We start from the raw sequence: 20,630 nt of genomic DNA, 5'->3' as shown, positions 1-20,630 counted from the left end.
CCGGACCGCAGGCAGCACGCCACACGGCCACGTGGAGGAAGCAGTCATGACCACACCCCATCGCATCGTCGATCTCAGCGAGACCCAGCCCAATCGCAGGCGCGGAGGCGATCTGCGCGCCATGCTCACACCCACCACCGTGGGTGCAACGAGCGGATTCATGGGCCTGGCGATCGTGGAGCCCGGCGACCGCATCGGCGAGCACTACCACCCGTACTCCGAGGAGTTCGTGTACGTCGTCAGCGGCATGCTCGAAGTCGATCTGGACGGCGAGGCGTACACCATGCGCCCGGATCAGGGTCTGCTGATCCCGCCCTACGTACGGCACCGGTTCCGCAACGTGGGCAGCACGGAAGCGCGCATGGTCTTCCACCTGGGGCCGCTGGCCCCGCGCCCCGAACTCGGCCATGTCGACACCGAGGAGACCGCAGCCATGGAAAGCACCGGCCAGCGGCCGCCCGAACGGACGGGGTCGACTTCATGACCCGACGTGTGGCGGTGACCGGAGTCGGCATCGTGGCTCCGGGTGGCGTCGGCGCCCCCGCTTTCTGGAACCTGCTGGCGGACGGACGGACCGCGACGCGGGGCATCACCCTCTTCGATCCGACCGGGTTCCGTTCACGGATCGCCGCCGAGTGCGACTTCGACCCGGCGGCCCACGGCCTGGACGCGGAGCAGATCCAACGCGCCGACCGGTACGTGCAGTTCGCCATGGTCGCGGCCGGGGAAGCCCTCCGTGACGCCGGTCTCGACCCGGAGAAGGAGGATCCCTGGCGGATCGGCGTCTCCCTGGGCACCGCGGTCGGCGGAACCACCCGTCTGGAGCACGACTACGTCAAGGTCAGCAGCTCGGGACGGCGCTGGGACGTCGACCACAGCGAGGCGGCGCCGCATCTCCACCGGGCGTTCTCGCCCAGCGCCCTCGCCTCCGAAGTGGCCGAACAGACCGGCGCCCACGGCCCGGTGCAGACCGTCTCCACGGGGTGCACCTCCGGTCTCGACGCCATCGGCTACGCGTTCCAGGCCGTCGAGGAGGGCAGGGTCGACGTCTGCATAGCCGGTGCATCCGACTCGCCGATCTCACCGATCACGGTGGCGTGCTTCGACGCGATCAAGGCGACCTCGCCGAACAACGACGACCCTGCCCACGCCTCCCGGCCCTTCGACGCCCACCGGGACGGATTCGTCATGGGTGAAGGCGGAGCCGTACTCATCCTGGAGGAACTCGAACACGCCAGGGCCCGTGGGGCGACGGTGTACTGCGAGATCAGCGGTTACGCCACCTTCGGCAACGCGCACCACATGACCGGTCTCACCCGGGAGGGTCTGGAGATGGCCCGGGCGATCGACAGCGCGATGGACCACGCCCGTCTCAACGGGTCGGACATCGACTACGTCAACGCGCACGGCTCGGGTACGCAGCAGAACGACCGGCACGAGACCGCGGCGGTGAAGGAGTCGCTCGGGGCGCACGCCTACAAGGTACCGATGAGTTCCATCAAATCCATGGTGGGCCACTCGCTCGGGGCGATCGGCGCGATCGAAGTCGTCGCCTGTGTGCTGGCGCTCGCCAACCAGGTGGTGCCGCCGACGGCCAACTACGAGACGCCCGACCCCGAGTGCGATCTCGACTATGTGCCACGCACCGCCCGCGCCCGCAAGCTGCGCAACGTGCTGTCGGTCGGCAGCGGATTCGGCGGCTTCCAGTCCGCGGTGGTGCTCACCAGACCAGGCGGGAGGACACGATGAGCTCTCAGGACCGGCGTGCGGTCATCACCGGAATCGGCGTCGTCGCCCCCAACGGCGTGGGCGTCGAGTCCTTCTGGAAGTCCACCCGGGAAGGCCTCAGCGTTCTCGACCACATCACGCGCGAGGGCTGCGGGCATCTGCCCCTCAGGGTCGCCGGCGAGGTCCGGGGCTTCGACCCGGAGTCACTGATCGAGCAGCGATTCCTCGTCCAGACCGACCGGTTCACGCACTTCGCGATGGCCGCGGCGGATCTGGCACTGGCCGATGCGCGCATCGCCGCCGGCGAGTACGGCGACTCCCCGTTCGACGTGGGAGTGGTCACCGCCGCCTCGTCCGGAGGCGGCGAATTCGGCCAGCGCGAGCTGCAACGGCTGTGGGGACAGGGGTCGCGCTATGTCGGCCCGTACCAGTCCATCGCCTGGTTCTATGCGGCGAGCACCGGGCAGATCTCGATCCGCGGTCACTTCAAGGGGCCGTGCGGTGTCGTCGCCAGCGACGAGGCAGGCGGCCTGGATGCCCTCGCTCATGCGGCGAGAGCCATCCACCGCGGCACCGACGCGATCGTCGTCGGTTCGGCCGAGGCGCCGCTGGCCCCGTACTCGGTCGTCTGTCAGTTGGGCTACCGGGAACTGAGCACCTGCGACGACCCGGAGCGCGCCTACCGCCCGTTCACCGCGCATGCCTGCGGCTTCGTGCCCGCGGAGGGCGGCGGCATGCTCGTGCTCGAGGCGGAATCGGCGGCCCGCCGCCGGGGGGCCGCGGTCCGGGCCGTCGTGGCCGGCCATGCGGCGACGTTCACCGGGGCCTCCCGGTGGGAGGAGTCGCGGGAGGGCCTGGCGATGGCGATCAGCGGCGCGCTGGACGAAGCCGGCTGCGCACCCGAGGAGATCGATGTGGTCTTCGCGGACGCGCTGGGCATTGTGGAGGCCGACCGGGCCGAGGCGCTGGCGATCGCCGACGCCCTGGGCCGGCACGGTCTGCGCGTGCCGGTGACGGCACCCAAGACCGGCACGGGCCGGGCGTACTGCGGAGCGCCGGTGCTGGACACGGCCGCCGCAGTGCTCGCCCTGCAGAACGGTCTCATCCCGCCCACCCCCCATGTCTTCGACGTGTGCCACGACCTCGCGGTGGTGACCGGCGCGGCCCGCCCCGCCGAACTCCGCACGGCCTTGGTGCTGAGCCGAGGACTGATGGGTTCCAACGCGGCGCTCGTGCTGCGGCACGGCACCGACATCCCCTCGTGAGAAGGAGAACCGCCTCATGACCCCACAACTGACCATCGAGCAGCTGGCCGTTCTGATGAAGGGGGCCGGCATCACCGTGGACCCCAAGGACATGGGCAGCCGGCCGGAGACCCCGTTCGAGACCTACGGTCTCGACTCGCTCGGCCTGCTGGGCATCGTGGGCGAGCTCGAGAACAAGTACGGACGGCCCCTGCCCCCCGAAGCGGACCGCTGCAAGACCCCGCGCGAATTCCTCGACCTCGTCAACAACTCCCTGATGGCAGGAGCCTGAAGTGACCGGGCACACCGAGAACAAGGTCGTCATCGACGCTCCCATGGACCTGGTCTGGGACGTCACGAACGACATCGAGAACTGGCCTTCGCTGTTCAGCGAGTACGCCTCGGTCGAGATCCTGGAGCGCGAGGACGACCGGACTCTGTTCCGGCTGACCATGCACCCGGACGAGAACGGCACGATCTGGAGCTGGGTCTCGGAGCGGGTGGCCGACCGTACGGCGCGCACGGTCCGTGCCCGCCGCGTGGAGACGGGCCCCTTCCAGCACATGACCATCCACTGGGAGTACGCCGAGACGCCGCAAGGCACCCTGATGCACTGGACGCAGGACTTCGCGATGAAGCCGGACGCCCCCGTCGACGACGCGTGGATGACCGACAACATCAACCGCAACTCCCGCATCCAGCTGGATCTCATCCGGGACAAGATCGAGGAGCGCGCCCGCACCGGTGGGTCCGCCCCGGTCAGGCCCTGACCCCTCCACCCCGACGTCAGCATCCGAAGGGACTCCGACCGATGCACCAAGCTCTGATCGTCGCCCGTATGGCGCCGGAATCGGCCCCCGACATCGCCGAGGTGTTCGCGGCCTCCGACGGCGGCGAACTGCCGCACCTCGTCGGGGTCACCCGGCGCAGCCTGTTCCAGTTCGGCGACGTCTATCTGCATCTGATCGAGGCCGACCGCCCTCCCGGCCCGGCGATCGCCAAGGTGACGGAACACGCGGCCTTCCGCGATGTCAGCGACCGGCTCGCCGCTTTCGTCAGTCCGTACGACCCGCAGACCTGGCGGAGTCCGAAGGACGCCATGGCGCACGAGTTCTACCGCTGGGAGCGCACGGCCAAGGCCTGACGCACGCACGACGGAACGCCGGCCCCTCGATCCCCGCGGGGCCGGCGTTCCGTGCGCGTCCCTGGCGTCTCAGCCGGGAACCACGCTCTCGAACGCGTGGAGATACGGGTTGACGGGACGGACGTCGCCCACGATCAGGCCCGCTTCGGTCATCCGGGTGATCATGCTCTGCCGGGTGTGCTTGGCGCCGCCGACGTTGAGGAGCAGCATCAGGTCCATGGCGGTGGTGAACTTCATCGACGGGGAGTCGTCGACGAGGTTCTCGATGACCACCACCCTGGCACCCGGGCGGGCCGCAGCCACCACATTGCGCAGTGTTCTGCGGGTGCTGTCGTCGTCCCACTCCAGGATGTTCTTGATGACGTACACGTCCGCCTCGACGGGCATGGCCTCGCGGCAGTCCCCGGGGACGATACGGACCCGGTCGGCGAGCGAGCCGCCCTCACGCAGCCGGGCGTCGGCACCCGCCACCACGCGGGGAAGATCCAGCAGCGTTCCCCGCATGCCCTCGTGCTTCTCCAGCAGGCTCGCCAGTACGTGTCCCTGGCCGCCGCCGATGTCAGCGACCGTCGAGGCCCCGGTGAGGTCCAGGAGCTCGGCGACGTCACGCGCCGACTGCATGCTGGACGTGGTCATGGCCCGGTTGAAGACATGGGCCGATTCGTGAGCGTCCTCGTGCAGGTAGTCGAAGAACCCCTTGCCGTACAGCTCGTCGAAGACGCTGCGGCCGGTGCGCACCGCTTCGTCGAGCCGCGGCCAGGCATCCCAGGTCCAGGGTTCGGTGCACCACAGGGAGATGTAGCGCAGGCTGTGCGGGTCGTCCTCGCGCAGCATCCGGGACATGTCGGTGTGGATGAACCGGCCGTCCTCCTGCTCGGCGAAGACCCCGTAGCAGGACAGGGCGCGCAGCATCCGGCGCAGTGCCGTCGGCTCGGTGTCCACTGCCGTCGCGAGTTCCTCGGCCGTGGCGGGCACGTCACCCAGCGCGTCGGCGACGCGCAGCCGGGCAGCCGCGCGTACGGCGGCGGCGCAGGCCGCCCCGAAGACGAGTTCCCGCAGCCGCATGGCCGACTGGGGGGTGGTGGTTACGGTGGTCATTCCCTCTCGTTTCTCGTGAGTGGGGTCCGGGCCGCTGGGCCCGTCCTCCAGGTCCGCCCGGTCAGCACATGCCCACGGGTTCGGAGACCTGGCACATGTTTCCGGCGAACCGGTTGCCGGTGCCGGTGTCCCGGTTGGCCAGGTCCGCCGGCCCGTTGCGCAGCACGACATTGCCCTTGATGACGTTGTCGGTGTTGGGGGCACCCACGAAGCTCTTGAAGAGCACGACTCCGCCGGACAGCGGGTAGGTGCCGGCGTTGTCCCAGATCACGTTCGACTGAACGAGGGTCTTCTCCGTGCCGGTGAGGACGATCCCCGTTCCCTGGATCGCCGGCAGCCGGGGGGTGGCCTTGCAGAACTTGTTGTTCGCGTGCACACGGTTGCCGCGAACGGTCAGGGCGCCTGCGCGGGGCACGGATTCGTCGCCCACGATGAAGGCACCGGCGCAGTTCCCGGTCATGGTGTTGTCCCGGACGCTCAGGTTCCTCACCCGTCGGATCGTGGTACCGATGCGGTTGCCGACCATGCGGTTGTGGCTGACCACCGTCCCGAGGGTGTCGGTCGCTCCCGCCTCGACCGAGACCGCGTTCGCCACGAAGATGCCCGCGTCGCCGTTGTTGCGGACCACGTTGTGCGTGAGGACGCTGCGGGTGGACCATTCCTGGGCGATGCCCCAGGTCCCGTTCTTCTCGGCGATCACCTTGTGCACCGTCAGGCGGTCGGTCCAGGAGCCCCAGACCGCGCTCTTCTTGAACCCGACCAGCGCCAGCGACCGGATACTCACGCCCTGGACGGGCTTCGCCCGGGTACCGAGGACGCAGATCCCGTTGCCGGCCTGGGCACAGGTGTTCTTGGACGACGCGGCGGCCGGCCTGATCACGGTCAGCCCGCCCATACCGCGCAAGGTCAGGTTCGATTTCTTGACCACGACGCTCTCGCGATAGGTCCCTGGCGCGATGAAGACGGTGTCCCCGGGTTTCGCGGCGTCCACGGCCGCCTGGATCGACTCTCCCGGCTGTACGAGGTGTGCGGCCCCTGCGGAGGCCGGTGCTGCCGCACCCATTCCCGTGGCGGCCAGGAGGGCGGCGCATCCGAGGTACATGAACTGTCGTTTCGTCATGGACTGAAGTTATGACCGATTGACCCTAAATCGCTACATAAAATGACCAAACGGACACGTGTCGTGAGCAAACTTAAGGCGGATGCCCCCATGAGCGGCACCACGTTCTGCTCCTGACTAGCTCCCGCAGTCCTGGGAGCGCCACCATGGGGGTGGGTGGTGCCTGCCCGCGTGCATGGAGGCGATACAGACTTTGACACGGCAAAACTTTGCGTTCTGCGGGGCTGAGATGGCCGCGGTCTATGTCCTCGCCGAGGGAGGAGATGCCCTGCATCTGGCCGAGTTGGTCGGCGACCACGGCAGCTCGTACGGACTGCCGGCGGTTTTCACCCTGTCGGGCCACTCCCCCGCCGCAGCCGCCTTCCGCGCGGGCAGCCCGCTGTGGCTGAACCCCGAGGAACTCGCCGCGTACGCCGCGACCAGTGGTGACGGCGCTTTCCGCAGCGGACCGGGGACACTCCCGGCCAAGATCTCACTCGGCGCCCTGCCGCTGGGACGGGGCTCCACGGAACTGGGCTGCCTGCTCGTCGCCGGCGCGGTCGCGGACGGCTTCGACGCGGACCGCCGAAGTCTGCTGGAGCTGTACGCCGACCAGGTGGCCGCCGGACTCGAATCGGTCGCCGCCCGCGTTGCCGGCCGGGCACAGCCGAAGTCCCATCTGGGTCCCGCGCTGGTGCCGCTGCAGGGGGGTGCGTTCACGCTGGTACTGGGCACCGGCCTGATGGACGCGGACGCCCAGGTGCTGGAGCTCCTCGGAATCGATCCCGAAGAGTTCGACGGAAGGGTGGAGACCCTTCTGTCCTGTGCCGTGCCGGACGACATCCCCGCCATGATGTCGATCGTGGAGCCGGGCCGCCTTTCCCCCGCCGGAGAGCAGCTGGCCTTCCGTATCCGCCGCCCGGGCGGCGAACTGCGCTGGCTGGGACTGCGCTGCCGTGTCCTGTCCCACGCCGACGGCACACCGGAGCGCATCCTGGGCGTGGTCGCGGACGCCTCTTATCTGCGCCCGAGCGCAGACGAGGTCTCCATCGTCCAGCGCCTTTCCGCCCGGCTGGCCGGCGCCACGACCACCCGGGAGGTCAGCCGGATGGTCGTGGAAGCCCTGCGCGAGCCCCTGGGCGCCGCCCGGATCGCGGTCGCGGAGTTGGAGGCCGACAGGCTGTTCGTCACGCTCCTCGACCCTCCGGAGGCCGATGCCTGGCCCGGACTGTGGCGGAGCGAATGGCGGTCCGAATGGCCCGATGCCTCCCGCCACAACCTGCCCACGCTGGAGAGCGCGCTGAGGGAGGGCCATGTGAGCCTGTGGTCCCCGGGCGCCGACCTCGAACCGGGCCTCTCGGGCATCGGCCCCGGCGGGCTCGCCGTGCTGCCGCTGCCGGCCGACGGCCGGATGGTGGGCGTATGCCTGGTGGGCTGGGAGGAGGAGCACCGCTTCGAACCGGAGGAGCGGTCGCTGCTGACCGCGACAGCGGGTCTGGTGGGGCAGGCCCTGACGCGCGCCCACGCACTGAACGCCGGGCACGAGCTCGCCACCATGCTGCAGCGCAGTCTGCTGCCGCGTAAGCTCCCCGTGCTGGACGGCGGAGTGGCCGTCGCCCGCTATCTGCCGGCGACGGCAGGGCTCGAAGTGGGCGGCGACTGGTACGACGTCATTCCACTCGGCGACGGTCATGTGGCGCTCGTCATCGGGGACGTCCAGGGGCACAGCGCCGCAGCCGCCACCATCATGGGCCAGATGCGCACAGCCGTCAGGGCCTACGCCGTGGAGGGGCACCCGCCCGATGTGGTGGTCGCCCGCGCCAACCGGCTGCTCGTCGGGATGGAGACCGATCTCTTCGCCACCTGCCTCTATGTGGACCTGGACATGGAGGAGGGCATCGCCCGATTCGCACGGGCCGGGCATCTGTCGCCGGTGCTGCGCCATCCGGACGGCAGCACCGAGGAGATGGTGGTCGAGGGCGGACCCCCGCTGGGCGTGCTCGCGGACGCCGAATTCCCCATGACCGAGGCCGGATTGATCCCCGGCACCCTGCTGACCCTGCTCACGGACGGTCTGGTCGAATCGGCGCATCTGCACCTGGAGGACGGCATGCGCCGGGTGCGCGAGGTGCTCGGCGCGGCCGACGTGGCCGATCCCGGACAGGTGGCCGACGAACTGGTCGGGCGGGCGAACGGACGCGACGACGATGTGGCCCTGCTGCTCCTGCGCTACGACGGCACGCGCGTCCGGCCGGTTCGGACCCACTGGACGGTGTGGCGGCTCCCCAACGCCGTCATGCACGCCCGCCGCTTCACCGCACGCACGCTGCGCTCGTGGGGTATCACGGAGGAGCTGGACGTGGCCCTGCTGGTGGTCTCCGAACTGGTCACCAACGGCATCGCCCACACACAGGGAGAGGTGCGGCTGGACCTGACGCTGTCCGCGGACCGTCTGCGGGTCGCCGTGAACGACGCGTCGCCGCGCAGTCCCGTCAAACCGTCGGGCGGTGTGGACTGGGAGTCGACCGGCGGGCGCGGGCTGCTGATCGTCGAGGCGACGACGGCGTCCTGGGGTTCGGTGCCGCTCAGCGGAGGCAAGCAGGTGTGGTCCGAGATCCCGCTGAGCCACGGCGGGGAGTAGGCATCACCAGCACAACCCGCCCGTGCCCTGAGCCGCCGCTCGCGCCGGCAACATGCCGGGCGGGACGCCCCGTCCGGTCGTACGGGGCGTTCCGGCGGCATCGAGCGCTGTGCCACGTCGTGAGCCTGGGACACGGCCGATCAGCTCGGCCATGTTCCTGGTGTCCGCCGGGAGAGGACCCCCCGGGGCGCCGGCAGGGCGCCTGTGCCGGGACATCCGTTGTCCCGGGCCCTGGCGGCCGCGCCTCGTCGGACAGTGCTCACGAACGCGGGCGACGACGCAGAGCGGCCTCGCCGATGGCTGGAGGGGTGTATCCGGCGTCCTGCGCGGAGAGGTTGGTCCCCGGCGGCACGATCTTGTCGATCCGGTCCAGTACGTCCTGCGTCAGTCTGATGCGGTCGGCTCCGAGCTGGCTCTCCAATTGCTCGAAGGTGCGCGGGCCGATGATGGCCGATGTGACGGCCGGGTGTTCGAGCACGAACGACAGCGCCAGTTGGACCAGGGTCAGTCCGGCCTCGTCCGCCAACTGGGCCAGTGCCTCCGCGGCATCCAGCTTGGCCGCGTTCTCGGGGGCGGTGATGTCGAAACGCTCGGCCTGGCGTGCGGCGCGGCTGGAGTCCGGTTGTGCGGCGCCCCTGCGGTAGCTGCCCGACAGCCAGCCGCCGGCCAGCGGGCTCCACGAGAGCACCGCCAGACCGTAGCGCTGCGCCACGGGCAGCACTTCGCGCTCGATGCCACGAGCGAGAAGCGAGTACGGAGGCTGTTCGGCGACGACGCGTTCGCGGCCACGGCGCTCGGCGATCCACTGTCCCTCGACGATGGCGGAGGGTTCGAAGGTGGACGTGCCGATATAGCGGATCTTGCCCTGGCGCACCAGATCGGTCAGTGCGCCGAGCGTCTCGTCGAAGTCGGTCCCGGGCTCGGGCCGGTGGACCTGATAGAGGTCGATCCAGTCGGTGCCGAGCCGGCGCAGGCTGCTCTCCACCTCGCGGATGATCCAACGGCGGGAATTCCCCTGTTCGTTGGGATCGTTGCCGAGGCTGCCGTGGACCTTGGTGGCCAGCACCACGTTGTCGCGCCGGCCACCGGCCAGGGCCTTGCCGACGATGGTCTCAGACTCTCCGGCGGAGTACACATCGGCGGTGTCGACGAAGTTGATGCCCGCGTCCAGAGCACGGTGGATGATGCGGACGCTGTCCGAGTGGTCCTGGTTGCCGCGCGCGCCGAACATCATGGTGCCCAGGCACAGCGGGCTCACCTTGACGCCGGTGCGTCCGAAGGGTCGGTGGTCGGTCATCGTGCGCTCCCATTGACGAGTTGGTCGGTACGGCTGGGGGTTCGGGGGTCGCCGGGGCCGACCGCGGCCGGCCCGCCCTGGCGGAAGGCGTCCCACAGCCGGCGGTAGGGGCCCTGCGCCGCCAGCAGCTCGGCGTGAGTGCCGGCCTCGGCGACGGTTCCCGCGTCGAGGACCACGACACGGTCGGCGCGTGCCGCGGTGGTGAGGCGGTGCGCCACCACAACGGTGGTGCGTCTGCGAGTCAGGGCATCCACCGCCGCGGCGACGCGCCGTTCGCCGGCCAGGTCCAGGGACGCGGTGGCCTCGTCGAGCAACAGAATGTCGGGGTCGACGAGTTCGGCCCTGGCCAGAGCCAGCAGCTGGCGCTGCCCGGCGGACAGGCCGCGGCCCCGCTCCCCGACCGGCTGGAGGTAGCCCCGAGGCAGCGCCGCCACCATCTCGTGCGCGCCGACGGCCCGCGCCGCCGTCTCGACCTCGGCGTCGGTGGCGTCCGGCCGCCCGTATGCGATCGCATCCCGGACCGTACCGCTGAAGAGATGGGCCTCCTGCGGAACGATGCCCAGCCTGCGGCGGTAGCCGGTCAGGTCGAGTTCGCGCAGGTCGTGTCCGTCGACGCGGACGCTTCCCGAGGCCGGGTCGTAGAACCGCGCGAGGAGTTTGACGACGGTCGACTTGCCCGCCCCCGTGGCGCCCACCAGGGCTACGGTCTCGCCGGGGGCGATACGCAGGGAGAACGTGTGGAGCACCTCCCGGCCGCCGCCCGCGTACCGGAAGGACACCTCGTCGAACTCGATCCCGCCGCGCAGGGCCTTGACCGGCCGCGGCCGCAGTGCCGCGGGGGTACCGACCGGGGTGCGCATCAGGGCGCGCAGGCGGCTCATGCCGACGACCGCCTGCTGGTAGCCGTCGAACACCTGGGACAGCTGCTGGATCGGCGAGAAGAACAGCTCGACACACAGCAGGAACGCGATGAGGGTTCCCGCCGTCAGCTCGCCCGATCGCACCTGCCCGACGCCGACCGCGAGAACCGCGGCCGTCGAGAGGGTTCCCAGGAACTCCACGAACGGGAAGAAGATGCCCATGGAGCGCTGGGCGCGCAGCCGTGAAACGCGAAAGCCCCACGCCAGTTCGGCGAAGTGTTCGGTGTTGCGCCGCTCCCGGCGGAATGCCTGGGTGACACGCAGCATGCCGACGTTCTCCTGCAGGCATGCGTTGACGGTACTGATCCGCTCCCGTGCCTCCAGGTAGGCCGGCACCGAGTAGTGGCGGAACACGGCGGTGGCGCCGATCAGCAGGGGCAGCGCGGCCACCAGGACGAGGGCCAGTTCAGCATCGATGACCAGCAGGGCCACCAGTACGCCCACTACGGTCAGCAGGCTGACGACGGCCGTGATCAGCCCGGTCTGCAGGAAGTTGGAGAGGGCGTCCACGTCGGTGGTCATCCTCGTCATGATCCGGCCGCCGAGCTCGCCCTCGTAGTAGCCGAGACCCAGTCGCTGAAGCTGCGCGAAGGTCTTGACCCGCAACGTGTACAGCAGCCGCTCGCCGGTGAGCCCCGTCGTACGGACCTGCAGGACGCCGATGAGCCAGTTCACACCCACCACACCGGCCGCGGCCGCGACGGCCGCGACCAGGACGCCGTGGGCCTGGCCCGCGACACCGTGGTCCACCCCATGGCGTACGAGCATGGGCAGCGCGATCTGGCCGAGCGCGTCGAGGGCGACCAGGAGCAGCCCGGTCAGCAGTGGTGTCCTGAACGGCCGTAGCAGGGCTCCCAGATGGAACGAAGGATCGGCGGCCACGGCCTCGTCCATGGGGACCCTCGGGTCGGCCTCGGACAGGGGCAGCCGCGCCAGGGCGTCGAGCATCGCGGGGCTCGGCGGCGCCGAACCGAGCACTCCGCCGCCGGGTACGCCGCGGCCCGGTCCCGCGGTGGCGGCCGCCTCGGCGAGCGCATGGGCGGCGCGGACCGCGGTGGCTTGGTCATGTTCGCGGGCGGTCTGCTCGGGGCGGTGCCACAGCTCGTCGGTGACGCCGGCCGGCCGAGCGGGGGCGGCGGCATCGGCGGGGGCGCGCTCGCCACCTTGGGACACGTACCCGCCCGGCTGTGTCTGCCCGGACGACAGCAACGATCTGAACAGGGCAGACCGGGAACGGAGTTCGTCCAGCCTGCCGCTGTCGACAATGCGCCCGCCCTCCATGACGGCGATCCGGTCCGCGAGCTCCAGAGTCGACTCGCGGTGTGCGATGACCAGCGTGGTGCGTCGGCGGGTGGCCTCGCGGAGCGCGGTGTGGATCTCGGACTCGGTACGGGCGTCGATCGCCGAGGTGGCGTCGTCGAGTACCAGCACCGCCGGGTCCATCAGGAGCGCACGGGCGAGGGCCACACGCTGACGCTGGCCGCCGGAGAGCGTCAGGCCCTGTTCGCCGACGACCGTGTCGTACCCGTCGGGCAGCCGCTCGATGAACTCGTCGGCGCGGGCGATACGGGCGGCGGCCCGCACCTGTTCGTCCGTGGCATCGGGGGTGCCGTAGGCGATGTTGGCGCGCACGGTGTCGGAGAACAGCAGGCTCTCCTCGAACACGAAGCCGATCCGGGACCGCAGGCCGGACAGGGTGAGGTCGCGCACGTCGTGACCGACGACGGTCACTGTCCCCGTCGGTACGTCGTAGAAGCGCGGCAGCAGGGCCGCGGCCGTGGACTTGCCGCAGCCGGCCGCGCCGATCAGCGCCACCGTCTCCCCCGGCTCCACTTCCAGCGTGAAGCCGCGCAGCAGGGGTTCGCCCTGGGTGTAGCCGAAGGTGACATCACGCCAGGACAGCGCGGGGGTCTCGTCGGGCAGCGGAAGGGCGTCGGCGGTTTCGGTGGTCAGCGGGGCCTCGTCGATGACCTCCAGTACCCGTTCCGCGCCGGCGCGCGCCTGTTGCCACACGGTGAGCAGGGTGGCGACCTGGCGTACCGGTGTGACGAAGAAGCCGAGATAGGTGGTGAAGGCGAGGAAGGTGCCCAGGGACACGCGGCCCTGCAGTGCGAGCCACCCGCCGAGGGCCAGCACGGCCACCTGACCCAGCGCCGGGACCGCTTGCAGGGCGGGGTTGTAGCGGCTGGTGAAGGTGACGACCCGCAGCCGTGAGGAGAAGAGTTTCCGGGCACGCTGTTCGAGTCCCGCCAGCTCGCGCTGCTCCTGGCCGAAGCCCTTGACGACGCGGACGCCGGTGACGGTCGCCTCGACGGCGGAGGCCACTTCGGCGGCTTCCTGTTGGGCGTGCCAATTGGCCGGGAAGAGGGTATGCCGGCTGCGCAGCGCGATCAGCCACAGCAACGGGCCGACCACCAGAGCGACCACGGTGAGCAGGGGTGAGAGCAGCGCCATGAACAGCAGCGAGAAGCAGAACATCATGGCGTTGCCGGTGAGATGGGGCAGGAACTGCAGCAGGGTCTGGATCAGTGTGATGTCCGAGATGGACCGGCTGACCACCTGCCCGGTGCGCAGGTCGTCCTGCTGCGCGCCGCCGAGTCGCAGCAGCGCGGCGAAGGCGTCCCGCCGCAGGTCGTACTGGACGCCGAGGGACAGCCTGCCGGAGCGGTAGCGACGGGTGTAACCGGCCGCGAAGCGGATGGAACCGATACCGGCGAGCAGCAGGATCCAGGGCGTGAGCGACAGGGTGGTTCCACCTGCGACACCGTCCACGACATGGCGCAGGACGAGAGGCAGGGTGGCGGTGGCGATCGCCGCCACCGCGGCCGCGGCGAACGCGAGCAGCAGATCGGTGCGGTGGCGCAGGCAGTAGCCCGCGAGCCGTCGGACCCAGCCGTGATGGTGCGCGGGCGTGGGTCCGGCCGCCGCGGCGTGCGCGGCGGCCGGCCCGTTCGCATCGGTCGGACAGCCCGTCACCGGGCCCCCACCAGGTCGATGCCGACGTGCCCCGCGCCGTGATCGACGGCGTCGAACAGCCGGTTGGCCGGGCGCGGCAGCCCGTAGTGCGCCCGCAGGGTGGAGCCGGTGTACTCGGTGCGGAACAGGCCGCGCTCCTGGAGGATGGGGACCACCTGGTCGACGAAGAGTTCCAGGCCGGACGGGAGCACGGCGGGCATGATGTTGAAGCCGTCCGCCGCGCCGCTGTCGTACCAGTGCTCGATGGTGTCGGCCACCTGCTCGGCGGTGCCGGCGAAGGTGCGGTGGCCACGGCCGCCGCCCAGCCGGCCGATGAGCTGACGTACGGTCAGCCGCTCGCGGCGGGCGAGCTCCACGATGAGCGTGTAGCGGCTCTTGGCACCCTCGATCTCGTCCTCGGTGGGGATGTCCTTGGGCAGTTCCTGGTCGAGGTCCAGGTCCTTGGGAGCGATTCGAAGCCGCTGGGCGAGCTGGCGCTTGGCGTACTCGGGCACGATGAGCCGGTCCAGCTCGGCGTCCAGTTCCCGTGCTTCGGCCTCGGTGTCCGCGATGACGGGCACGATGCCGGGAAGGATCTTGATGCCGGCGGGGTCGCGCCCGATGACGGCGGCCCGCTGCTTGACGTCCTTGTAGAAAGCGATGCCCTCCTCCAGCGTCTGCTGTGCCGTGAACACCGCCTCCGCGTACCGGGCCGCGAAGTCCTTGCCGTCCTCGCTGGAGCCTGCCTGCACCAGCAGCGGGTAGCCCTGCGGTGAGCGCTCCACGTTGAGCGGCCCGTCGACGCGGAAGTACGGGCCCTCGTGACCGATCCGGCGCACCCTCTCGGCCCGGGCGTGGACCCCGCCTTCCTTGTCGGCCACAACGGCGTCGTCCGCCCAGCTGTCCCACAGCTTGGTGGCCACGTCGACGAACTCGGCCGCTCGCAGGTAGCGGTCGTGGTGCAGCGGGGTGTCGTCCAGGCCGAAGTTGCGGGCGGCCTCGGCTCCGGCGGTGGTGACGATGTTCCAGCCGGCCCGGCCGCCCGAGACATGGTCGAGCGAGGCGAACCTTCGGGCGAGGTTGAAGGGTTCGTTGTAGCTGGTGGAGGCGGTGGCGATCAGGCCGATCCGGCTGGTGACGCCGGCCAGTGCGGTGAGCAGGACGGTCGGCTCCAGCTTGCTGGCCGGCCGTCGGCCGGGGTCGCCGTGCAGGACGGGGCCGTCCGCGAGGAACACCGAGTCCAGCTTGCCGCGTTCGGCGATGCGCGCGAGGTTCTGGTAGTGCGCGACGTCGGTGCCGCCTTGTGGGTGGCTTTCGGGCAGGCGCCAGGCGGCCTCGTGGTGACCTGCGGACATCAGGAAGGCGTTGAGGTGCAGTTGCTTGCGTTCAGGCGTGCGGGGCATGGGAGTTGTCCTCCTGGGGCTCGTTCGGGTCGTGGGGTTACGCCGTCACGCCGAGGGCGGCGAGGAGGGCGTCGCGGTACTCCTGGAACCGGGGGTCGCGCCGGCTGCGGGGGGACGGAAGGTCGACGGCGAGGTCCAGGGAGATGCGTCCGTCGTCGAGGACGAGCACCCGGTCGGCCAGTTCGACGGCCTCGTCGACGTCGTGGGTGACCAGGAGCACCGCGGGCCGGTGCCGTTCGTACAGTTCGCGCAGCAGGCCGTGCATCTTGATCCGGGTCAGGGCATCCAGCGCACCGAACGGCTCGTCTGCCAGCAGCAGTTCGGGGTCGCGAACCAGAGCCCGGGCGAGAGCGGCACGCTGCTGTTCCCCGCCCGACAGCTCGTGGGGCCAGGACCGTTCGCGACCGGACAGGCCGACCTCGTCGAGGGCGGTCAGGCCTCGTTCACGGGCGCCGGGGCCGCGCAGGCCGAGCACCACGTTGTCCAGCACGCGCAGCCAGGGCAGCAGTCGGGAGTCCTGGAAGGACAGCGAGACCCGGTCGGGGACGACGAGTTCACCTGATCCCTCCACATCGTGGTCGAGGCGGGCCACGGCACGCAGCAGGGTCGACTTGCCCGATCCGCTGCGTCCCAGCAGGGCGGTGAACTCCCCCGGAGCCAGCTCCAGGTCGATCTCCTTCAGGACGATCCGCTCGCCGAACCCGCGCACCAGACGCCCGGTGCGTACGGCGGCCGGAGCCTTGGTCAGCCCGCCAGCGTGCGGCGCCATGACAGGGCCCTCCTCTCGATCGCACGGACGAGGGCGTCGGAGGCGAAGCCGAAGGTCCCGTACGCCACCAGGCCGACGATGATCACGTCGGACTGGGCGTACTGCTGGGCCTGGAACATCATGTAGCCGATGCCGCTGGTGGCGTTGATCTGCTCGACGACGATCAGACCGAGCCAGGACGAGGTGACGCCCAGGCGCAGCCCCACGAAGAAGCCGGGCAGGGAGCCGGGGAGCACCACCTTGCGCAGGAACCGCCACCGGCTCAGCTCCAGCACCTCGGCGAGTTCGACATGCCGACTGTCGATGCCGGTGAGCGAGGCGTACGTGTTGATGTACATGTTCACGGCGACGCCGAGGGCGATGACGGTGACCTTCATCCCCTCACCGATGCCGAGCCAGAGGATCAGCAGCGGCAGCATCGCCAGCGACGGAATGGCGCGCTTGATCTGGAGGGGACCGTCCAGGAGGTACTCGCCGGTGCGGCTGAGTCCGGCCGCCACCGCGAGTGCCACTCCGGCGGTCACTCCGAAGAGCAGGCCGAGACCCGCGCGTTGCAGGGAGATCAGCACATTGCCCTGGAGGCGTCCGTCCGCGACCAGATCGACGGCCGTGGACACCACGGTCCCGGGTCCGGAGAGTATGCGCGGATCGAGGAGGCCTCCCGCGGATGCCGCCCACCAGAGGGCGATGAGCAGCGAGGGGCCGAGCAGCCGGCCGCATGGCACCGACCGTCCCGGGCCGAGCCGCCGCCGGCCGGACACGGTGCGCGCGGGCACGTCCTTGCGGGCCTTGGATGGTACGGCGAGCGACTCGTTCCCCTCCGCCCGCCCGGGCGGACCGACGGCGACCGCCGCATTCGCCTCGGCAAGGCGTACCCCGGACAGTGCCTCGCTCATGCTCCCTCCCGGTACCGGGCCGGTACGGCCTCGGCCGCAAGGCCCTCGAACCGGCGGTCGAAGAGCGAGTGGACGTCGGCCTTCGGTACGAAGCCGCCTTCGGCCAGCAGGTCGGCCGTCTCCTGCTCCCAGGCGATCGCCTTGTCCCAGCTCTGCGGATACGCGGGCTCGGCAAGGGATGTGACGATGCGCTTGCCGTCCTGCCGACCGACGCCCTGATCCTTGACGTAGTAGGCCTCGATCCACTGGTCGGTGTGCTCCCAGGCCCAGACCTGGCCCTGCGCCCACAGGGGTACGAAGCTGCGCACGGCCGCCGCCCTGTCGGGGTCGTCGAGCACCTCGGCGGGCGCCCACAGGACCGTCAGGAGGTCGACGACATCGGTGCGTATACCGCGGGCGCCGTCCTTGCCGTACTGGCTCAGGTACTTCGTCAGCGTCGGTTCACCGAGCGGCGCGACATCGACCTGCTTGGACTGAAGGGCGGTCAGGAACTGTGTACTCGGCAGGGCGACGAGCTTCACGTCGCTGTTGGCGAGGCCGGCCTTCCTGAGGGCGCGCAGCACGACGACGCCCTGTGCCTGGCCCTGGGAGAAGGCAATCTTCTTGCCCCGGAATTCCTCGACACCGGCGAGGGATGATCCGGGCGCGGTGGCGAAGGTGTACGACGGGTGGTTCCGCACCTGTACGGCGACGATCCTCGCCTTCACGCCGATCGCGGCGGCCTGGATCGGCGGAATGCCCGCGTTGCTCGCGAGATCGATGGAACGCGCTCTGAACCCCTGGATGATGTCGGGGCCTGCGGAGAGATTGGGCCACTGCGAAACCTTGAAGGGCAGCTTCTTCAGGAGGCCCGATTCGGTCAGCTGAATGCGCGAGGTGCGCACCGCTATGGACAGTGATGTACCCGGGGGCGGAGCACCGGTGGGCAAGTCCTTGACGGGCGCTGAATGGGAGGCATTCGTGGGCTGGGGCGCGCACCCGGCGGCGGCGAGAACCGCGCCGCCCGCCAGCGAGAGAAATCCTCTGCGTCCGATGTGTGCATACGTGGGGATCGATGGCATGAACAATTCCTGTCTGGTGACATTTACGGCAATTGCTTCGATGAGTTCGCCGACTGTTTTCCAGCGCCGGGACGGCGGGCGGCCACTGATCAGATCGAGTGATAGCCGCCGTCGTGGAACAGCAGCGGCCGTCGGCCCTCGTCCTGCCAGGCGTCGGTGACGCGCGCCACGACGATGCGGTGGTCCCCTGCGGGGACCAGGTCTTCGACGGCGACCCGCAGCCATCCGGCGACACCGTTCAGCACCGGTTCGCCCTGCGGCAGCCGCCGCCACGCGGTGGGAGCGGCGAACCGGTCGATGCCGCTGGTCGCGAAGCGTCTGGCCAGCTCCTCCTGATCGGATCCGAGGAAGTTGACGACGGCCGAGCGGGCCTGCTCGATGTGCGGCCAGGAAGAGGACCGGGTCGCGATACCGAACGAGACCAGCGGAGGTGTGAGCGAGAGGGACGTGAGGGATGTGGCGGTGAATCCGACGGGTCCGGCGTCGGCGTCGGCGGTGACCACGACAACTCCGGCCGGATAGGCACGGAAAGCCTGTTTGAACCGATCGGGCGCGAGGTCCGTCACGGGATGCGAGGACAGCGAGACAGTCACGTTTCCCCCAGGGTGAAGTGGCGCACACATAGGCGCGCCAAAAGAACATGACGGGGTGCGAGGAAAGAAATGAAAGACACGCGGATGAGGCGTGGAAGCCGCTCCAGAAGTGGAGATCCGTACGTCCGCCGGATTATCGGCCGATCGCGTCCGTACAACAGGAACGCCGGATCCGAGCACAGGCCGACAGGACCCTGCAACAGCGCCACGCCGCCTGGGGCGCGTACTGGGAAATCCTTCGTGCGGTGCTCATGAATCCATGGTCCCGCCCCGGATCCGACCGGGTCAACAATGCAACTTTCTGAATTAAGTCGAATTCCGCGGCCGCCGGTCGGCGGGCGCGACGGACAGGTCAGGACACGGCGGGCAGCGCCGGCCAGGGGCCGAGCGGATCGTCGTACAGAGCCCCCAGAGCCACAGCGCTGCCTGCAGTTGCGAGTACCGAACCGGTGAAACTGCTCGGCACCACCACCCGCTCCGGGTCGTCGCAGACCCAGGAGCGCTCGGCCACCTCCGCCCTCAACTCGTCCATGCAGTAAGGCAGTCGGCCCGTCCCGGGCTCGACCACCACCAGGACATCGGGGTCGAACATGTCCAGCAGCAGAGCCGCCGCCCTGCCGACCGTCCGGGCCCGTCTGCGAAAGACGGTGACCGCTCGCTCGTCGTTGTCGATCGCCCGGCCCAGCAGCGCCGTGAACGACGGGACGTGCAGACCCAGTTCGGCCGCCCGCCGCACCGTCGCCGACTCCGACGCCTCGGCCTGCAGACATCCGGTCTTGCCGCAGGCGCAGGTCCGTCCGGAGCCGGTGCCGACCGACAGATGCGCGACGCTCCCCGCACCGGACCTCGGACCCTGGTGAACGGCGCCCGCACTGACGAAGGCCGCGTCGACGACCGCACCGACGAAGAGCAGTACGGCGCTCCCTCGCGTGGACACCTGGCCGATGAGCTGTTCGGCGCGTGCCAGGGCACGTGCGTGACTGTCGACGTGGACCGGAAGGCCGGTCGCCTCGGCGAGGATGTCCCGCACCGCAACGTCCCGCCAGCCGAGTTGGGGGTGCCGCACGACCACTCCGGCCGCCGGATCGACCCAGTGGCCCGTGGCGGCACCCAGGGCGAGCACGGTCCTGCCCGAGCCGCGCCTGGCCAGCAGACGCGGCAGTCTGGCGGCCAGCCCCGTCAGAATCTGTGCGGGTGCCGTGTCCCGGTGCGGCTCCCGCTCCTCGGCCACGATCGAGCCGCGCAGATCGACCAGGGACAGCGTCGTGTGGGCGACGGCGATGTGCGCACCGGCCACGAGATAGCGGCCGGTGTCGATCTCGACCGGAATGTGCGGCCGCCCCAGCCCGCGCGGCCCCGCCGTCTCCGGACCTTCCCTGATCAACCCACGGGTCAACAGCATGCCGCAGTGCCCCGTCACCGAGGCGGGAGACAGCCCGGTCAGTCGCGCGATCGTGCTGCGCGCCACGGGGCCGTGGTCGAGGATCGCCCCCAGTACGGCCCCCGTGCTGGGGACACGACGAGCGGACGGTGCCGTGGAGGGGATGTCGGAACGGCGCAGAGGGACAGGGCGGTCAGCGGACGCCTGCGGTCTTTCCACGGGAGCCTTCCAGGTCCTGTGTGGTGGTGCGGACGCCACGGCGCGGCCCGGCCTGGCGATCCGGGGATCGGCAAGGTCCGGGCGGGGCATCCACTTGGTGCTCCTGCACGGAGCGCTTGTTCACCGGTACATGGGCGCGCTGCGGAACCGGCGGCCGGCACAGGGGCCTGGCCCGGGCGTTC

At 70.2% G+C, this 20,630-nt stretch carries 17 protein-coding genes; 7 read left to right on the top strand and 10 right to left on the bottom strand.

Annotation, left to right across the window (positions count from 1 at the left end; translation table 11 throughout):
• Positions 1-46 precede the first annotated feature (46 nt).
• Genes ACFYWI_RS23485 through ACFYWI_RS23460 form a run of 6 tightly spaced genes read left to right on the top strand, consistent with a single transcriptional unit; the run spans position 47 to position 4,116 of the window.
• Positions 47-484, top strand: coding sequence for a cupin domain-containing protein (locus ACFYWI_RS23485; RefSeq protein ID WP_389235936.1), 438 nt, complete (start codon positions 47-49; stop codon positions 482-484).
• Entirely contained in the window at positions 481-1,749 is a 1,269-nt protein-coding gene (locus tag ACFYWI_RS23480) for a beta-ketoacyl-[acyl-carrier-protein] synthase family protein (protein WP_389235933.1), read from the top strand. Before ACFYWI_RS23485 ends, ACFYWI_RS23480 begins: the two co-directional genes overlap by 4 nt.
• A complete protein-coding gene (locus tag ACFYWI_RS23475; RefSeq protein ID WP_389235930.1) occupies positions 1,746-2,993 on the top strand; it encodes a beta-ketoacyl synthase N-terminal-like domain-containing protein in 1,248 nt (415 codons plus the stop codon). The genes ACFYWI_RS23480 and ACFYWI_RS23475 overlap by 4 nt, the downstream gene beginning before the upstream one ends.
• Positions 2,994-3,009: 16 nt before the next feature.
• A complete protein-coding gene (locus ACFYWI_RS23470; RefSeq protein ID WP_389235927.1) occupies positions 3,010-3,264 on the top strand; it encodes an acyl carrier protein in 255 nt (84 codons plus the stop codon).
• A gap of 1 nt (position 3,265) precedes the next feature.
• Positions 3,266-3,742, top strand: a complete 477-nt coding sequence (locus ACFYWI_RS23465) for an SRPBCC family protein (protein ID WP_389235924.1) — start codon at positions 3,266-3,268, stop codon at positions 3,740-3,742.
• A gap of 41 nt (positions 3,743-3,783) precedes the next feature.
• A complete protein-coding gene (locus ACFYWI_RS23460) occupies positions 3,784-4,116 on the top strand; it encodes a TcmI family type II polyketide cyclase (protein ID WP_389235921.1) in 333 nt (110 codons plus the stop codon).
• Between the two features lie 69 nt (positions 4,117-4,185).
• On the opposite strand, the gene ACFYWI_RS23455 is transcribed toward ACFYWI_RS23460, so the two are convergent.
• A complete protein-coding gene (locus ACFYWI_RS23455; RefSeq protein ID WP_389235918.1) occupies positions 4,186-5,214 on the bottom strand; it encodes a methyltransferase in 1,029 nt (342 codons plus the stop codon).
• Positions 5,215-5,275: 61 nt separating this feature from the next.
• Positions 5,276-6,334 carry a nitrous oxide reductase family maturation protein NosD gene (locus ACFYWI_RS23450; protein WP_389235915.1) on the bottom strand — a complete coding sequence of 353 codons (1,059 nt, stop codon included), beginning with the start codon at positions 6,332-6,334 and terminating at the stop codon, positions 5,276-5,278.
• A gap of 229 nt (positions 6,335-6,563) precedes the next feature.
• Here ACFYWI_RS23450 and ACFYWI_RS23445 point away from each other — a divergent pair, with 229 nt between their 5' ends.
• The gene (locus tag ACFYWI_RS23445) at positions 6,564-8,954 is read left to right on the top strand and encodes a SpoIIE family protein phosphatase (RefSeq protein ID WP_389235912.1); all 2,391 of its coding nucleotides are present in this window, start codon (positions 6,564-6,566) and stop codon (positions 8,952-8,954) included.
• Positions 8,955-9,213: 259 nt separating this feature from the next.
• Here ACFYWI_RS23445 and ACFYWI_RS23440 read toward each other — a convergent pair whose 3' ends face one another.
• The 8 genes from ACFYWI_RS23440 to ACFYWI_RS23405 all read right to left on the bottom strand — a co-directional run bounded on the left by ACFYWI_RS23440 (position 9,214) and on the right by ACFYWI_RS23405 (position 20,448).
• A complete protein-coding gene (locus tag ACFYWI_RS23440) occupies positions 9,214-10,251 on the bottom strand; it encodes an aldo/keto reductase (protein ID WP_389235909.1) in 1,038 nt (345 codons plus the stop codon).
• Entirely contained in the window at positions 10,248-14,147 is a 3,900-nt protein-coding gene (locus tag ACFYWI_RS23435; protein ID WP_389235906.1) for an ABC transporter ATP-binding protein, read from the bottom strand. Before ACFYWI_RS23435 ends, ACFYWI_RS23440 begins: the two co-directional genes overlap by 4 nt.
• On the bottom strand, positions 14,144-15,529 hold the full coding sequence (locus ACFYWI_RS23430; protein ID WP_389235903.1) for an LLM class flavin-dependent oxidoreductase: 1,386 nt from the start codon (positions 15,527-15,529) through the stop codon (positions 14,144-14,146). The genes ACFYWI_RS23435 and ACFYWI_RS23430 overlap by 4 nt, the downstream gene beginning before the upstream one ends.
• 37 nt (positions 15,530-15,566) lie before the next feature.
• Entirely contained in the window at positions 15,567-16,298 is a 732-nt protein-coding gene (locus ACFYWI_RS23425) for an ABC transporter ATP-binding protein (protein ID WP_389235900.1), read from the bottom strand.
• Positions 16,274-17,194, bottom strand: a complete 921-nt coding sequence (locus tag ACFYWI_RS23420; RefSeq protein ID WP_389235897.1) for an ABC transporter permease — start codon at positions 17,192-17,194, stop codon at positions 16,274-16,276. The genes ACFYWI_RS23425 and ACFYWI_RS23420 overlap by 25 nt, the downstream gene beginning before the upstream one ends.
• Entirely contained in the window at positions 17,191-18,255 is a 1,065-nt protein-coding gene (locus ACFYWI_RS23415) for an ABC transporter substrate-binding protein (protein ID WP_389235894.1), read from the bottom strand. The genes ACFYWI_RS23420 and ACFYWI_RS23415 overlap by 4 nt, the downstream gene beginning before the upstream one ends.
• 89 nt (positions 18,256-18,344) lie before the next feature.
• The gene (locus ACFYWI_RS23410) at positions 18,345-18,878 is read right to left on the bottom strand and encodes a flavin reductase family protein (protein WP_389235891.1); all 534 of its coding nucleotides are present in this window, start codon (positions 18,876-18,878) and stop codon (positions 18,345-18,347) included.
• Between the two features lie 322 nt (positions 18,879-19,200).
• Positions 19,201-20,448 carry an ROK family protein gene (locus tag ACFYWI_RS23405; protein WP_389235887.1) on the bottom strand — a complete coding sequence of 416 codons (1,248 nt, stop codon included), beginning with the start codon at positions 20,446-20,448 and terminating at the stop codon, positions 19,201-19,203.
• Positions 20,449-20,630 lie beyond the last annotated feature (182 nt).

The sequence above is a fragment of the Streptomyces sp. NPDC002889 genome, assembly GCF_042888425.1.
Lineage (GTDB): Bacteria > Actinomycetota > Actinomycetes > Streptomycetales > Streptomycetaceae > Streptomyces.
This window is presented reverse-complemented; position numbering and strand designations above follow the sequence as displayed.

Coding starts and splice junctions, on each gene's coding strand:
- ACFYWI_RS23485 (WP_389235936.1), top strand. CDS start 47: ATGACCACACCCCATCGCATCGTCGATCTCAGCGAGACCCAGCCCAAT.
- ACFYWI_RS23480 (WP_389235933.1), top strand. CDS start 481: ATGACCCGACGTGTGGCGGTGACCGGAGTCGGCATCGTGGCTCCGGGT.
- ACFYWI_RS23475 (WP_389235930.1), top strand. CDS start 1,746: ATGAGCTCTCAGGACCGGCGTGCGGTCATCACCGGAATCGGCGTCGTC.
- ACFYWI_RS23470 (WP_389235927.1), top strand. CDS start 3,010: ATGACCCCACAACTGACCATCGAGCAGCTGGCCGTTCTGATGAAGGGG.
- ACFYWI_RS23460 (WP_389235921.1), top strand. CDS start 3,784: ATGCACCAAGCTCTGATCGTCGCCCGTATGGCGCCGGAATCGGCCCCC.
- ACFYWI_RS23455 (WP_389235918.1), bottom strand. CDS start 5,214: ATGACCACCGTAACCACCACCCCCCAGTCGGCCATGCGGCTGCGGGAA.
- ACFYWI_RS23450 (WP_389235915.1), bottom strand. CDS start 6,334: ATGACGAAACGACAGTTCATGTACCTCGGATGCGCCGCCCTCCTGGCC.
- ACFYWI_RS23445 (WP_389235912.1), top strand. CDS start 6,564: ATGGCCGCGGTCTATGTCCTCGCCGAGGGAGGAGATGCCCTGCATCTG.
- ACFYWI_RS23440 (WP_389235909.1), bottom strand. CDS start 10,251: ATGACCGACCACCGACCCTTCGGACGCACCGGCGTCAAGGTGAGCCCG.
- ACFYWI_RS23430 (WP_389235903.1), bottom strand. CDS start 15,529: ATGCCCCGCACGCCTGAACGCAAGCAACTGCACCTCAACGCCTTCCTG.
- ACFYWI_RS23425 (WP_389235900.1), bottom strand. CDS start 16,298: ATGGCGCCGCACGCTGGCGGGCTGACCAAGGCTCCGGCCGCCGTACGC.
- ACFYWI_RS23420 (WP_389235897.1), bottom strand. CDS start 17,194: ATGAGCGAGGCACTGTCCGGGGTACGCCTTGCCGAGGCGAATGCGGCG.
- ACFYWI_RS23415 (WP_389235894.1), bottom strand. CDS start 18,255: ATGCCATCGATCCCCACGTATGCACACATCGGACGCAGAGGATTTCTC.
- ACFYWI_RS23410 (WP_389235891.1), bottom strand. CDS start 18,878: ATGTGTGCGCCACTTCACCCTGGGGGAAACGTGACTGTCTCGCTGTCC.